At 69.1% G+C, this 15,119-nt stretch carries 12 protein-coding genes; 6 read left to right on the forward strand and 6 right to left on the reverse strand.

Going from position 1 to position 15,119, the window contains the following annotated elements; genetic code table 11:
- Positions 1-15: 15 nt before the first annotated feature.
- The 4 genes from E5083_RS02720 to E5083_RS02735 all read right to left on the reverse strand — a co-directional run bounded on the left by E5083_RS02720 (position 16) and on the right by E5083_RS02735 (position 5,047).
- Positions 16-1,053 carry an ABC transporter ATP-binding protein gene (locus tag E5083_RS02720; RefSeq protein WP_135783967.1) on the reverse strand — a complete coding sequence of 346 codons (1,038 nt, stop codon included), beginning with the start codon at positions 1,051-1,053 and terminating at the stop codon, positions 16-18.
- A gap of 49 nt (positions 1,054-1,102) precedes the next feature.
- The gene (locus E5083_RS02725) at positions 1,103-2,083 is read right to left on the reverse strand and encodes an ABC transporter permease (RefSeq protein WP_135783968.1); all 981 of its coding nucleotides are present in this window, start codon (positions 2,081-2,083) and stop codon (positions 1,103-1,105) included.
- 93 nt (positions 2,084-2,176) lie between these two features.
- Positions 2,177-3,934, reverse strand: a complete 1,758-nt coding sequence (locus tag E5083_RS02730) for an ABC transporter substrate-binding protein (protein ID WP_135783969.1) — start codon at positions 3,932-3,934, stop codon at positions 2,177-2,179.
- Between the two features lie 84 nt (positions 3,935-4,018).
- Positions 4,019-5,047: an ABC transporter permease gene (locus E5083_RS02735; protein ID WP_208753924.1), complete on the reverse strand. Its 1,029-nt coding sequence runs from the start codon at positions 5,045-5,047 to the stop codon at positions 4,019-4,021.
- A 469-nt stretch (positions 5,048-5,516) separates the two neighbouring features.
- Between E5083_RS02735 and E5083_RS02740 the strand changes: the two genes are divergently transcribed.
- The 5 genes from E5083_RS02740 to E5083_RS02760 are packed head-to-tail and all read left to right on the forward strand — an operon-like array spanning position 5,517 to position 11,091.
- Positions 5,517-7,139: a peptide ABC transporter substrate-binding protein gene (locus E5083_RS02740; protein ID WP_135783970.1), complete on the forward strand. Its 1,623-nt coding sequence runs from the start codon at positions 5,517-5,519 to the stop codon at positions 7,137-7,139.
- 4 nt (positions 7,140-7,143) lie between these two features.
- Entirely contained in the window at positions 7,144-8,067 is a 924-nt protein-coding gene (locus E5083_RS02745) for an ABC transporter permease (protein ID WP_135783971.1), read from the forward strand.
- Positions 8,060-9,043: an ABC transporter permease gene (locus tag E5083_RS02750; protein ID WP_135783972.1), complete on the forward strand. Its 984-nt coding sequence runs from the start codon at positions 8,060-8,062 to the stop codon at positions 9,041-9,043. The genes E5083_RS02745 and E5083_RS02750 overlap by 8 nt, the downstream gene beginning before the upstream one ends.
- Positions 9,044-9,050: 7 nt before the next feature.
- Positions 9,051-10,034, forward strand: a complete 984-nt coding sequence (locus E5083_RS02755; RefSeq protein WP_135783973.1) for an ABC transporter ATP-binding protein — start codon at positions 9,051-9,053, stop codon at positions 10,032-10,034.
- Entirely contained in the window at positions 10,018-11,091 is a 1,074-nt protein-coding gene (locus E5083_RS02760; RefSeq protein ID WP_135783974.1) for an ABC transporter ATP-binding protein, read from the forward strand. Before E5083_RS02755 ends, E5083_RS02760 begins: the two co-directional genes overlap by 17 nt.
- Before the next feature lie 101 nt (positions 11,092-11,192).
- Here the strand turns inward: E5083_RS02760 and E5083_RS02765 are convergent, their stop codons facing one another.
- Positions 11,193-13,328, reverse strand: a complete 2,136-nt coding sequence (locus tag E5083_RS02765) for a S9 family peptidase (protein WP_135783975.1) — start codon at positions 13,326-13,328, stop codon at positions 11,193-11,195.
- 215 nt (positions 13,329-13,543) lie between these two features.
- Between E5083_RS02765 and E5083_RS02770 the strand changes: the two genes are divergently transcribed.
- Positions 13,544-13,738: a hypothetical protein gene (locus E5083_RS02770; RefSeq protein WP_018544306.1), complete on the forward strand. Its 195-nt coding sequence runs from the start codon at positions 13,544-13,546 to the stop codon at positions 13,736-13,738.
- Positions 13,739-13,782: 44 nt separating this feature from the next.
- Here E5083_RS02770 and rho read toward each other — a convergent pair whose 3' ends face one another.
- On the reverse strand, positions 13,783-14,904 hold the full coding sequence (gene rho / locus E5083_RS02775) for a transcription termination factor Rho (protein WP_135783976.1): 1,122 nt from the start codon (positions 14,902-14,904) through the stop codon (positions 13,783-13,785).
- Between the last annotated feature and the right edge of the window lie 215 nt (positions 14,905-15,119).

Here is a 15,119-nt window from a genome sequence, read left to right on the forward strand (position 1 = left end):
CCCGTCTCGTGTACGTCAGATGGCCTTGCTGGCGGCAAGGCCGGCGAGGAACTCACGGCGCTGGCCGTCGGAAAGGTGGCAGGCGTTGCCGCGGCCGTCCTCGATCTGGAGCAGGGGGCGCTCGGTGGCGCACCGGTTGCCCTCCACCTCGGACGCGAAGGCGCAGCGCGGGTGGAAACGGCAGCCGGTGGGCGGGTTCAGCAGCGAGGGCGGGGAGCCCGGGATCGGGTTGAGCGGCACGTCGACCGGGCCGTCCAGGCTCGGCATGGAACCGAGCAGACCCCAGGTGTAGGGGTGCTGCGGGGTGCGCAGCACCTCCTCCTTCGGGCCGCGCTCCACACAGCGGCCGCCGTACATCACCAGCACGTCGTCGGCGATGTCCGCGATGACGCCCAGGTCGTGGGTGATGAAGATGATCGAGGTGCCGAACTCCTGCTGGAGGTCCTTGAGCAGGTCCATGATCTGGGCCTGCACGGTGACGTCCAGCGCGGTGGTCGGCTCGTCCGCGATCAAGAGCTTCGGGTCGCAGACCAGGGCCATGGCGATCATCGCGCGCTGGCGCATACCGCCGGAGAACTCGTGCGGGTAGTTGTCCACCCGCCGGTCCGGCTGCGGGATGCCGACCCGGCGCAGCATCTCGATCGCCCGCTCCCGCGCGGCCTTCTTCGAGGCGCCGGTGTGCTTGCGGTAGACCTCGCCGATCTGGGTCCCGATGGTGTGGTACGGCGACAGCGAGGCCAGGGCGTCCTGGAAGATCATCGCCATCTTGTTGCCGCGGAGCTTCTCGAGCGTGCGCTCCGGGGCGCCGAGCAGCTCCTCGCCGTCCAGCAGGATCTGGCCCTCGATCTCGGTGTGATCGCGGTCGTGCAGGCCCAGGATCGTCAGGTTGGTGACGGACTTGCCGGAACCCGACTCGCCCACGATGCCGAGCGTCTGGCCCTTGGCCAGGTCGAAGGTGAGTCCGTCGACGGCCTTGACCATGCCGTCCTCGGTGGAGAAGTGGACCTTGAGGTCCTTGACGGAGAGGAACGGCTGCTGATGGGTGCTCGTCACGGGGACGCTCCTGGGGGTGATGCGAGGGGGGTAGTCGGACGGGCGGAGGTCAGGCGAGCCGGATGCGCGGGTCGATCAGGCCGTACACCGCGTCGACGACGATGTTGAACAGGACGATCGCGCCGGCCGACAGCAGGGTGACGCCCATGAGCATGGGCAGGTCGCTCTTCTCCACGGAGTCCACCGCGAGCCGGCCCACTCCCTGGAGGCTGAAGGTGTACTCGGTGATCATCGCGCCGCCGATGAGGGTGGCCAGGTCGATGCCGAAGATGGTGACGATCGGGCCCATCGCGCCACGCCAGGCGAACCGGAAGAACACGTTGCGCCCGGAGAGGCCCTTGGCGCGGGCGGTACGGACGTAGTCCTCGCTCAGCGTCTCCACGAGCTGCGAGCGCGTCATACGGGTGTAGTTGGCGGTCCAGATCAGCGCCAGCACCAGCCACGGCACCAGCAGGCCCGAGGCCCAGGCGGCCGGGTTCTCGGTGAGCGGCGTGTAGGACGGGTTGTCCAGGAGGTCGAGCTTGGCCACCAGGATGTACATCGCGATGTAGCCGATGAAGTAGATCTGGAGCGAGGAGGCGACCAGCGAGGCCGAGCTGGCCAGCTTGTCCTGCCACTTGCCCTGCTTCACCGCGGCGATCATGCCCGCGCCGATACCGAAGACCAGGAAGACGACGGCCGAGCCGAGGGCCAGCGACAGCGTCAGCGGGAGCCGGTCCATGATCGTGCCGAGCACGGGCTCCCGGTTGGCGAAGGAGTATCCGAGGCACGGCGCGCTGCAGTCGCCGAAGTCGCCGTAGCTGCGCCCGACGAAGATGCCCTTGATCCAGTACCAGTACTGCACCGGGACCGGGTGGTCGATGCCCAGGTTGTGCCGCACCTGCGCGAGCATGTCGGGCGTGCAGTTCTTGCCGCACGACATCGTGGCGGGGTCACGCGGGATGGCGTAGAAGAGCCAGAAGGTGACGGCGCTGATGATCAGCAGAATCACCAGCGCGCCGAAGACTCGGCGGACGAGGAAGCGGAGCATGGGGCGTGACTTTCCGGACGGGGCGCCGTCGCCGGGGTGAGGGGGGCCGGTGGGGGCGGCCGGTCGTGGCCGCCCCCGATGGGTCGAGCGCGCTTACTTCATGGCGTACAGCTTGCAGAGCGCGACGCAGGTGTTGCCCGAGTCGTAGATCACGTTGCCGACCTTGGACCCGTGCATCCAGTTGCGGATGGAGTGGTAGTCCGGGACCACGGCCGCCAGCTCCATGATCTGGCGGTCGACGGCGCCCCACGCCTTGTTGGCGGCATCGACGTCCGCGATCTTGGACGCGGCGTCGATCGCCTTGTTCACGCTCGGGTCGTTGAGCTGGGCGTAGTTGCTGCGGCCGTCGCCGATGTTCTTGCCGCTCCAGCAGGGGTAGAACACGGAGTAGCCGTTCGGCCAGTCCGGGCTCCAGCCGGCGGCGAAGAGGTCGTAGCCGTTGTCGATCTTGCCGATCTGGGTGTAGAAGGTCGACTTGTCGATCTGCTTGTTGACGACGACGAAGCCCGCCGCCTCCAGCGCGTTCTTGATCTGGACGGCCTGCTTCACGGCGTTGTCCGACTGCTGGTAGGCGATGACCAGCTTCTGGCCGACCTTGCCGGCCTCCTTCAGCAGCGCCTTGGCCTTGGCCGGGTCGCCGCCGGGCTTCTTCTCCGCGCCGTACAGGTCGAAGTCCTGGTAGCCGGGGGTGACCGGGCTGAGGATGGTGGTGGCTATCTCGCTGGTGGCGCGGCCGCCGCGGATGGTCTGGAGCTGCTGGTGCGGCCAGGCCCAGTTGATGGCCTGGCGGACCTTGACGTCCTTGATCCGGGTGGTGTTGATCGGCCAGTAGTAGGTGACCGTGTCGACCGCGGTGAGGACGCGCTTCTTGAGCTTGGCGTCGGTCAGCACCTGGGCGACGCGCTCGGCGGCGACCTCGTTGAAGATGGTCATCGCGTACTGGTCGTTGCCGCGGTCCGAGATGAAGCGGTCGGTCGAGGCGACGGGCTGGAAACCGAACTGGAAGACGTACTTGTCCGGGTAGTTGTTGCGGATCGAGTCGGTCTTCGGGTCCCAGTGCTCGTTGCGCACGAAGGTCATCGACTTGCCGATGCTGCGGCTCTCGATGCGGTACGGGCCACAGGAGAAGGGGCGCTTGTCGTACTTCTCCTTGGTGTCCTTCTTCTTGGACACGAGGGAGTAACCACGCATGGCGAGCGTGTAGTTGAAGTCGGCGCGGGGCTCGGTGAGGCGGAAGGTGACCGTCTTGCCGGAGATCTCGACCGAGTCGAGCTTCTTGCCGTCGTAGGGGCCCTTGTACTTGTCGCCGCCGACCAGCCACTGCTGGACGTAGCGCGGACCCTCGGTGACGAACGACGCGAAGAGGCGCTCGAAGGTGTGGCGGACGTCGTCCATGGAGAGGTCGGAGCCGTCCTCCCACTTGATGCCGTCCTTCAGCGTGAAGGACCAGGTGCGGCCGCCGTCCTTCATGGTGCCGGCGTCCGTGGCCGCGTCACCGACCAGGGTGCAGCCGCCCTTGTCGTCGATCCGGTAGCCGGTCAGACCGCGCATGATCGGGACGGTGATCGCGGCCTCGGTCGAGACGTAGATCTGGGCCGGGTCCATGTGGTCCATGTCGAACTGGTCGAGCGAGTAGATCGTCCCGCCCTTGACCGCGCCCGAGACCTCCGGGGCGGGACCCGTCGAGTCGGCCTTGGTGCCGACCGGGATGTTCATGGTCTTGCCCTTGCTCACGGACGGGACCTGGGGGCCGGAACCCTTGCCGTCACTGCTGCCGCAGGCGGTCAGCACACTGGTGGAGGCCGCGGCCACACCGGTGGCGATCAGGAAGTTCCTACGGGAAAAAGCCATGCTGAGCCTGCCTGTGAGTGTCAGATTCGGACGATCGGAATCAGCCGGACGTCAAGAAGGACCGGGCCGGGTGGAACTGGCCTGCTACCGCTTCGACTTCGGGTCGAGCGCGTCACGCACGGAGTCGCCGAGCAGGTTGAACGCGAGGACGAAGATCACCATGGAGATGCCGGGGAACAGCATGAAGGTGATGTCCTGGGAGTAGAACGAGGCGCCGCGGCCGATCATCACGCCCCAGTCCGGCGTCGGGTCGGTGATGCCGACGCCGAGGAAGGCCAACGCGGCTTCCGAGGTCACATAGGCCGGGAGCATCAGCGTGGACTGGATGAGAATGGGCGTCCACAGGTTGGGCAGCAGCTCCTTGAACACGATGCGTCGCGGGGAGGCGCCGGTGACCTTGGCGGCCTCGACGAACTCCCGCTCGCGCAGGCCCAGTACCTGACCGCGCAGCAGTCGTGCGATGGACGCCCAGCCGAACGCCGCGAGCACGATGATCAGCGAGATCGCCACCAGCCAGGTCGGCACGTTGTCGTCCGGGGCGATGAAGATGCCGTAGACCACGGGCATGAAGGCGATGAAGAACAGCGTGGACGGGAACGACAGCACGATGTCGATGATCCGGCCGACGAAGTAGTCGGTCTTGCCGCCCACGTAGCCCGCCGTGACACCGATGACGACACCGACGACCGTGGTGAGGATCGTGGCGGCGGCGGCGATGCCGAGCGAGGTACGGATGCCGTAGAGCAGGAAGGTGAAGACGTCCCGCCCGAGCTGGGGCTCGACGCCGAACCAGAACTCCGAGCTCATGCCGCCGTTGGCGCCGACCGGGTAGGAGAACGGGTCGAGCAGCTCGGGCCGCTCGCTCGCGTAGGTGGTGTACGGGTCCTTGCCGTACAGCTTCGCGATGAGCGGCGCCGCTATGGCGATCAGGAAGAAGAAGAGGACGACGAAGGCGGACACGACGCCGGTCCGGTCGCGCTTGAAACGCTTCCAGGCAAGCCGGCCGGGGGACCGGCTCTCGCTGCCCTTGGGGCCGTCCGGAGTACCCGACTTCTCGACGGGAACGTCGGTCACCTCAAGCGCGGCAGCCGCCGATGGAGTGGGGGTGGTCATTGGTGCTCCTGGCCCAAGGAGGGTCTGAGGACTCCGCAGGGCGCTCCCCTACGGGCTACGCCGGACTTTTTCAACGCAATTCGTTCAAGGTCAATAAATTCTCGGTCGACTTGGGCTTCTATTTACCTTCTTTACCTCTGCTTGACGCATCCGTAGCTACGCGTGTAGCGCGACCGTAATCAATCCGTGCTTCAGTTCGGGCAGTTCGGGCAAATCAACCAATGGGTTCGATATCCGGACGGCGGGGTGTCGAAATGCGTACATCGGCGCGTCACGATCCAACGTTTCGGCAACGTTGCGCGGCGATCCATTGCGTCTTGTCCGCAAGATCACCGAGGGCGTGCCGGACCTGCCTGCATATGGCTGACGTGTCCCCCCAAAGGCGGGGCAATCGGGCGGCGGGCATGCGGGATGTTCCCTACGGGCCGATATTGACCGGTAACGGTGAGGTGATCCCTGAGGAGGCAGCATGCGCGGATTCACGCACGCCCGATGGCTGACCGGCGCCGCCGCGGTGATGCTCGTGGCCACCGGGTGCGGCGGGGGAGCGAGCGGGGCGGCGGACGGCGGGATGCTCACCTCCTCCTGGGGCGACCCGCAGAACCCGCTGGAGCCGGCCAACACCAACGAGGTGCAGGGCGGCAAGGTGCTCGACATGGTCTTCCGGGGCCTGAAGCGGTACGACCCGAGGACCGGCGAGGCCCAGAACATGCTGGCCCAGTCGATCGAGACCACCGACTCCCGCCACTACACCGTGAAGCTCAAGGACGGCTGGACCTTCTCCAACGGCGAGAAGGTCACCGCCCGCTCCTTCACCGACGCCTGGAACTACGGCGCGAGCCTGAAGAACAAGCAGAAGAACGCGTACTTCTTCGGCTACATCGAGGGCTACGACCAGGTCCACCCCGAGATGGGCAGCCAGCGCGCCGACACCCTCTCCGGGCTCAAGGTGGTGGACGACCACACCTTCACCGTCACCCTGAACCAGAAGTTCTCCGGCTTCCCCGACACCCTCGGCTACGCCGCCTTCGCCCCGCTGCCCCGCGCCTTCTTCACCGACCACGCCGCCTGGCTGAAGACCCCGGTCGGCAACGGCCCGTACTCCATCGAGTCCTACACCAAGGGCTCCCAGATGACCCTGCGCAAGTGGAACGGCTACCCCGGCGGCGACAAGGCGCTCAACGACGGGGTGATCCTCAAGGTCTACACCGACAGCAACACCGCCTACACCGACCTGATGGCCGGCAACCTCGACCTCGCCGACGACATCCCGGCCGCCCAGCTCAAGAACGTCAAGACCGACCTGGGCGAGCGGTACATCAACACCCCGGCCGGCATCATCCAGACCCTCGCCTTCCCGTACTACGACGAGCGCTGGAACCGGCCCGGCATGGAGAAGGTCCGCACCGGGCTCTCCATGGCGATCAACCGGGACCAGATCACCAAGACCATCTTCCAGCGCACCCGCACCCCCGCCACCGACTGGACCTCACCCGTCCTCGGCACCGACGGCGGCTTCAAGGCGGGCCTGTGCGGCCGCGCCTGTACCTACGACCCGGCGGCCGCCAAGCGGCTGGTCCGGCAGGGCGGCGGCATCCCCGGCGGCTCCCTGAAACTCACCTACAACGCGGACACCGGCTCGCACCGGGAGTGGATCGACGCGGTCTGCAACTCCATCAACCACGCCCTGGGCGACGACAACGCCTGCGTCGGCAACCCGGTCGGCACCTTCGCCGACTTCCGCAACCAGATGGCGCAGCACAAGATGAGCGGCCCCTTCCGGGCGGGCTGGCAGATGGACTACCCCCTCATCCAGAACTTCCTCCAGCCGCTCTACTTCACCGGCGCCTCCTCCAACGACGGCCAGTGGACCAACTCCGAGTTCGACGAGCTGGTGGACCGGGCCAACGCCGAGACCGACCCGGCCAAGTCGGTCGCCACCTTCCAGCAGGCCGAGGAGGTCGTCCGGGACAACATGGCCGCCATCCCGCTCTGGTACCAGAACGGCAACGCGGGCTACTCCCAGCGCCTCACCGGCGTCCAGCTCAACCCGTTCAGCGTGCCGGTGTACAACGAGATCAAGGTGAGCTGAGCGCATGGGACGCTACGTCGTCCGGCGGCTGCTGCAGATGGTGCCGGTGTTCGTCGGAGCCACCCTGCTGATCTTCCTGATGGTCAATGTGATGGGCGACCCCATCGCGGGCCTGTGCGGGGAGCGGCAGTGCGACGCGGCCACCGCCGCCCAGCTCCGACGCGAGTTCGGCCTCGACCAGCCGCTCTGGCAGCAGTACGCGACCTACATGGGCAACGTCTTCACCGGGGACTTCGGCACCGCGTTCAACGGACAGCCCGTCACCGAGCTGATGGCCGCCGCCTTCCCGGTCACCGTCCGGCTGACCATCGTGGCCATCCTCTTCGAGCTCGTCGTCGGCATCAGCCTCGGCGTGCTCACCGGACTGAGCCGGGGCAGGCCCGTCGACACCGGGGTACTGCTGCTCACCCTCGTGGTGATCTCCGTGCCGACCTTCGTCACCGGTCTGGTGCTGCAACTGCTGCTCGGCGTGGAGTGGGGGTGGATCAAGCCGTCGGTCTCCCCGGAAGCGCCGTTCGGCGAGCTGATCGTGCCGGGGCTGGTGCTGGCCTCGGTCTCGCTGGCCTACGTCACCCGGCTGACCCGTACCTCCATCGCGGAGAACCGGCGCTCGGACTACGTCCGTACCGCCGTCGCCAAGGGGCTGCCCCGGCGCCGGGTCATCGTCCGGCACCTGCTGCGGACCTCGCTGATCCCGGTCGTCACCTTCATCGGCACCGACATCGGGGCGCTGATGGGCGGCGCGATCGTCACCGAGCGGATCTTCAACATCCACGGCGTCGGCTTCCAGCTCTACCAGGGCATCCTCCGGCAGAACACACAGACGGTGGTCGGCTTCGTGACCGTGCTGGTCCTGGTCTTCCTGGTCGCCAACCTGCTGGTGGACCTGCTCTACGCGGTACTCGACCCGAGGATTCGCTATGCCTGAGCCGTCGTCGTACGAAACGCGGGGGGCGATCGCCGGGACCGGCGCGGGCGGGACCATGGACCTCGCGGCCGGCGAGGCCGCCACGCTGGAGCGGGTGCCGGGCGGACCGGCGGGCGGCGGCCCCGACAGCAGGCCGCGCTCGCTCTGGTCCGACGCCTGGCGGGACCTCAGGCGCAACCCGGTCTTCCTGCTCTCCGCGCTCGTCATCCTCTTCCTGGTCTTCATCTCCCTCTGGCCCTCGGCCATCACCTCCGGCAACCCCCTCGACTGCGACCTCGCCAAGGCCCAGGACGGCTCCGCGCCCGGCCACCCCTTCGGCTTCGACGGCCAGGGCTGCGACGTCTACACCCGGACCGTCTACGGCGCCCGTACGTCGGTCACGGTGGGCGTGTGCGCCACGCTCGGGGTCGCGCTGCTCGGGTCGGTGCTGGGCGGGCTCGCCGGGTTCTTCGGCGGGGCCTGGGACGCGGTGCTGTCCCGGATCACCGACGTCTTCTTCGCCATTCCGGTCGTCCTCGGCGGCCTGGTGCTGCTGTCGGTGGTCACCAGCAACACCGTCTGGCCGGTCGTCGGGTTCATGGTGCTGCTCGGCTGGCCGCAGATCTCCCGGATCGCCCGCGGCTCCGTCATCACCGCCCGGCAGAACGACTACGTCCAGGCCGCCCGCGCGCTCGGCGCCTCGCCCGCCCGGCTGCTGCTGCGGCACATCGCGCCCAACGCGGTCGCCCCCGTCATCGTCGTGGCCACCATCGCGCTCGGCACCTACATCTCGCTGGAGGCCACCCTGTCCTACCTCGGCGTCGGCCTGAAGCCGCCCAGCGTGTCCTGGGGCATCGACATCTCCGCCGCCTCCCCCTACATTCGCAACGCCCCGCACGCCCTGCTCTGGCCCTCCGGGGCGCTGGCCCTCACCGTCCTGGCCTTCATCATGCTCGGCGACGCGGTACGCGACGCCCTCGACCCGAAGCTGAGGTGACGGCGCCATGCTGCTCGAAGTACGCGACCTGCACGTGGAGTTCCGCACCCGCGACGGCGTCGCCAAGGCCGTCAACGGGGTGTCGTACGGGGTCGGCGCGGGCGAGACGCTGGCCGTGCTCGGGGAGTCCGGGTCCGGCAAGTCGGTGACCGCGCAGGCCGTGATGGGCATCCTCGACATGCCGCCCGGCCGGATCACCGGCGGCCAGATCCTCTTCCAGGGCCGCGACCTGCTCACGATGAAGGAGGAGGAGCGGCGGAAGACCAGGGGCGCCGGAATGGCGATGATCTTCCAGGACGCGCTCTCCGCCCTCAACCCCGTGCTCACCGTCGGCGACCAGCTCGGCGAGATGTTCACCGTCCACCGGGGGATGTCCCGCAAGGACGCCCGCAAGCGGGCCGTCGAGCTGATGGACCGGGTGCGCATCCCGGGCGCCGCCCAGCGGGTGCGGGACTATCCGCACCAGTTCTCCGGCGGCATGCGCCAGCGCATCATGATCGCCATGGCGATCGCGCTGGAACCCGCGCTCGTCATCGCCGACGAACCCACCACCGCGCTCGACGTCACCGTCCAGGCCCAGGTGATGGACCTCCTCGCGGAGCTGCGCCGGGAGTACGACATGGGACTCGTCCTCATCACCCACGACCTCGGCGTCGTCGCGGACGTGGCCGACCGGATCGCGGTGATGTACGCGGGCCGGATCGTGGAGTCGGCACCCGTGCACGACATCTACAAGGCACCGGCCCACCCCTACACGCGCGGCCTGCTCGACTCCATCCCCCGCCTCGACCACAAGGGCCGGGAGCTGTACGCCATCCGCGGGCTGCCGCCCAGCCTCACCCGCATCCCGCCCGGCTGCGCCTTCCACCCGCGCTGCGCGATGGCCCGCGACGTCTGCCGCACGGACGAGCCCCCGCTGTACCCGGCCGGCCCGGACCGGGTGAGCGCCTGCCACTTCTGGAGGGAGTGCCTCGATGGCCTCGACGGCTGAACCCGTGCTGGAAGCGCGCGGCCTGGTCAAGCACTACCCGCTGACCCGGGGCATCGTGCTGCGCAAGCAGATCGGCGCCGTGAAGGCCGTCGACGGCGTCGACTTCAGCCTGGGCCGGGGCGAGACCCTCGGCATCGTGGGCGAGTCGGGGTGCGGCAAGTCCACGGTGGCCAAGCTGCTCTGCCATCTGGAGCGGCCGACGGAGGGCGAGATCCGGTTCCGGGGCGAGGACATCACCGGTGCGTCCGGGCGGCGGCTGAAGGAGGTGCGCCGGAACATCCAGATGGTGTTCCAGGACCCGTACACCTCGCTCAACCCCCGGATGACGGTGGGGGACATCGTCGGGGAGCCCTACGAGATCCACCCCGAGGTCGCGCCCAAGGGCGAACGGCGGCGGAAGGTGCAGGAGTTGCTGGAGGTGGTGGGGCTCAACCCGGAGTTCCTGAACCGCTATCCGCACCAGTTCTCCGGCGGCCAGCGGCAGCGGATCGGCATCGCGCGGGCGCTGGCGCTGCGCCCGGAGGTGATCGTCGCGGACGAGCCGGTGTCCGCGCTGGACGTGTCGGTGCAGGCGCAGGTGATCAACCTGCTGGAGCGGCTCCAGGCGGAGTTCGGGCTGTCCTACGTGTTCATCGCGCACGACCTGTCGATCGTCCGGCACATCTCGGACCGGGTCGCGGTGATGTACCTGGGCCGGATCGTGGAGACCGGCACGGACGCGGAGATCTACCAGCACCCCACGCACCCGTACACCCAGGCGCTGCTGTCGGCGGTGCCGGTGCCCGATCCGGAGGCGCGGGCGCACCGGGAGCGGATCATCCTGAGCGGTGATGTGCCGTCCCCGACCGCGATCCCCTCCGGGTGCCGGTTCCGCACCCGGTGCTGGAAGGCTCAGAAGCGGTGCGCTGTCGAGGTGCCGGAGCTGGCGGTGCCGGAGGAGTTCCGGGGGGCCGGGGGTCCGGTCGCGCATCCGTCGGCGTGTCTGTTCGCGGCTGAACGGCAGGTCGTGCCGGGCGCCATGGAGGGACACGGGGGGCACGGCAACGGGCCGGGATGACATGGCGTATCCCGGCCCGTTTCACGGCACCCGCACGGCCGTACGCGGATCAGCCTCGCGGGTGCGTATATCTACGTGGCTTCGGCGAAGTTGCCTGTGCGTTAACGCTGTTCGGGCGCGTTCAGGGCGCGCTTGAGGAAGTCGACCTGGAGGAGGAGCAGGTTCTCCGCGACCTGTTCCTGCGGGGTCATGTGGGTGACGCCGGAGAGGGGAAGCACCTCGTGCGGGCGGCCGGCGGCCAGCAGGGCGGAGGAGAGCCGGAGGGTGTGTGCGGCCACCACATTGTCGTCGGCGAGGCCATGGATGATCATCATGGGCCGGTGTGGCTCGGCGGGGTCGGACAGGCCCTCGTCGATGATCAGGGAGTTGCGGGCGTAGCTCTCCGGGTCGGCCTCGGGGTCGCCCAGGTAGCGCTCGGTGTAGTGGGTGTCGTACAGCCGCCAGTCGGTGACCGGGGCGCCGACGACACCCGCGTGGAAGACGTCCGGGCGGCGCAGGACGGCGAGCGCGGAGAGGTAACCGCCGTACGACCAGCCCCGGATGGCGACGCGGTCGAGGTCGAGCGGGTAGCGCTTGGCGAGGTCGTGCAGGGCGTCGATCTGGTCGTCGAGGGTAACCGTGAAGTCCTGGTGGATGGACTTCTCCCACTCGGGGGAGCGGCCGGGGGTGCCCCGGCCGTCCGCGACGATCACCGCGAAGCCCTGGTCGGCGAACCACTGCGAGGTCAGATGGGCGTTGTGGGCGGCGACGACCCGCTGGCCGTGCGGGCCCCCGTAAGGGTCGAGCAGGACGGGCAGGGGAGTGTCGTCGGGGTAGTCCGATGGCATAAGCACGGCGCACGGAATTCGCCGTGCGCCCCCCTCGGTCAGGGTCACGCGGGGGGACAAACCGGGGTCTTCGGCGTACGAGCGGACACCGAGCGCCGATTTTCCGTCACGCAGCACCTGGACACGGGCGCCCGGACTGTCCAGGGTCGCGGAGACCAGCACGGTCACCTCGCCCGAGCGCACCGCCGAGTGCACGCCGGGTTCCTGCGACACGCGCTCCACGCCCGCCGCGCCGACCCGGTACACATGGATCTCGCCGATTTCCGGGTCCTCGGCCGCCTCTCCGGCGGAGGCCGAGACCAGTACGTCCTCCGACGACACGTCCAGCACGGCACGGATGTGCAACTCCGTTCCGGTCAGCGGGCGTTCGCCCACCGTGAGGACCCGCGCGCCGTTCTTGTCCGCGATGCGGACCAGCTCTCCGGAGGGGGTCCAGGCGGGCACCCCGGCGAAAAGATCCAGCCATGTTGGATCTTCGTCGGCGTGCAGCGTCCGGGTCTCGCCGGTGTCCGGGTCGAGGGTGAGGACGAGGGTGCTGCGCTGGTCCCGCGACTGCACCTGGAGAAGCGGCGCACCCGCCTGTGACCAGTGCACTCGCGCCAGATAGGGGTGCCGCTCGCGGTCCCAGCGGACCTCGGTGCGGGTGCCGTCCAGGCCGATGACGAAGAGGGTCACCTCCGCGTTGGCGGTGCCGGCCGCCGGGTAGCGCACGTGGTGTGGCTCACGGTCCGGGTGTGAGGTGTCCGCGATCCACCAGCGCCGCACCGGCGTGTCGTCCGCCCGCGCCACCAGCAGCCGGTCCGACTCCGGGGACCACCAGAAGCCCCGCGTACGGTCCATCTCCTCGGCCGCGATGAACTCCGCGAGGCCGTACGTCACTTCGTCGTTCTCGGGGGTGGCCAGCGGCCGGTCGTCCGCGCCCTCGGCGCCGGTGACGCGCAGTTCGCCTCCGGCGACGTAGGCGACGTGGGTGCCGTCGGGGGAGGGGCGGGGGTCGATCACCGGGCCGGGGACGGGGAGTTCGCGGGCGGTGCCGGCGCGCAGCTCGGCCGTGAACAGCCGCCCGGACAAGGCGAAAGAGGCCAGTTCGGCGGCGGCGTCGGTGGCGTATCCGACGATGCCCGCGCCGCCCTCGCGGCTGCGTTCGCGGCGGGCGCGTTCCTCGGGGGACAGCTCCTCGTCGGCGCCCGCGAGCAGGGCGCGGGGGTCGGCGGCGAGGCGTTCGGTGCCGTCCGAGGTGTCCAGTACCCACAGGGAGTTGGCGCGGTCCGTGCCGGAACCGGAGCGCAGGAAAGCGACACGGGAGCCGTCGGGGGCCACGGTGAACGCGCGCGGCGCGCCGAGCGAGAAGCGCTGGGTCCGGGCGTGTCGGCGGGGGAAGGAGTCGGTGCCGGCTGTCTGGGTCGTCATGGCCCGACCATATTGGCCATGCGCCCCCTTGTGCGGCCGTGCGCCGAGCGATGCGCGAGCACACATAGTTATGATCACTGTCGCTGCGTGGGTATGAACCTGGCGGCGTCCGCGTGGACTTGGCTTCCGGCCCGGTTCGCCGGGGCTGTACCGAAGTCACAACCCCCATAGTCCGAACCCCCCGTGTCCCTGGGATTCATTGGAGGTGAGCCGCCGTGGCACTCTCGATTTCGGCGGTGGTGCTGCTGGCGATCATCGTCTTCCTGCTGATCAAGAAGTCGGGACTGAAGGGGGGACACGCTGCCATCTGCATGCTCCTCGGCTTCTATCTCGCCTCCTCGACCATCGCACCCACGATCAGCGAGCTGACCACGAACGTCGCCAGCATGATCGGCAGCATCAAGTTCTGACGCGGGGCGGGGTGATGGCGTTCGTCGTCGCCCCTCCTGTGTGATCAGCTCGTCGGCAGGGTGGGCTGGACGCGGCGCAGGAACGTGGCGTTGTCCGGGGTCTCCCGCAGTCGCCCCAGCAGGGTTTCCAGGGACGCGTCCCCGTGTGAGCGCAGGGCGCGGCGCAGGCCCCTGGTGATCGCCAACTCCTCCCGTGTGAAGAGGAGTTCCTCGCGGCGGGTGCCGGTGCGGTCGATGTCCACGGGCGGGAAGACGCGGCGGGACGCCAGTTCGCGGTCCAGCCGGAGTTCCATGTTGCCGGTGCTCTTCAGCTCCTCGAAGAAGTAGCCGTCGGCGCGGGAGCCGGTGTCCACGAGGGCGCTGGCGAGGATGGTCAGCGAACCGCCCTCCTCCGCCTGCCGCGCCGCCCCGAAGAACCGCTTGGGGCCCAGCAGTGCGGCCGCGTCGACGCCTCCGCTGAGGGTACGGCCGCCTGCCGCCGAGGCGTTGTTGTGCGCGCGGCAGAGGCGGGTCAGCGAGTCCAGCAGGATCACGACGTCCTCCCCGGCCTCCCCGCGCCGCTTGGCCCGCTCCACGACGAGGTCCGCGAGCGCGATGTGGTCCTTGGCGGGGCGGTCGAAGGTGGAGGCGTAGACCTCGCCGCGTACCGACCTGCGCATGTCGGTGACTTCCTCCGGGCGTTCGTCCAGCAGCAGCACCATCAGGCGGCACTCGGGGTGGTTGCCCGCGACGGCCGCGGCGAGCTGCTGGATCAGCACGGTCTTCCCGCTCTTCGGCGGCGCCACGATGAGACCGCGCTGCCCCTTGCCGACGGGGGCGAGGAGGTCGGTGAGGCGGCCGGCGAGGCCGGAGGCGGGGTGCTCCAGGCGCATCCGCTGGTGGGGGTGGAGAGGGGTGAGGTCGCGGAAGTTTCTGCGCTGCCCTGAGGGGGCGTCGACACCGGTGACCTCGGTGAGGGCCCGCTGCGGTCCGGCGACGCCTTCGACGAGGTCGCCCTTGCGGAGGCCGTGGCGGCGGATGAGAGCGGGGGACACGTGGGCGTCGGCGGGCGAGGGCAGGAGGCTCGCGGCGGCCCGCAGGTGGCCCTTCCCATGCGCGTCGATGTCGAGGACACCGGTGAGGGTGGTGGTGTGTGTTCTGGTGGGAGGTTCGAGGGTGGTGGTCATGGTGGGGATGTCCTTTCCGGACAGAGTTCGTTCAGGAAGGGCCGCAGATCACGGAGACACCTGCCTCCGGGCGACGGAAACGCACCACTGACGGGGCGACGAAAGCCCTGGTCACAGGGTGCTGAAGCGAGGAAGCCCGGCCGGGTCGAAGACCATCGGCACGAGGGCTGAGAGAGGAATGCGACACCGGCGCCGGACGTGGGGCGCGGGCATGC

The sequence above is a fragment of the Streptomyces bauhiniae genome, assembly GCF_004784475.1.
GTDB lineage: Bacteria > Actinomycetota > Actinomycetes > Streptomycetales > Streptomycetaceae > Streptomyces > Streptomyces seoulensis.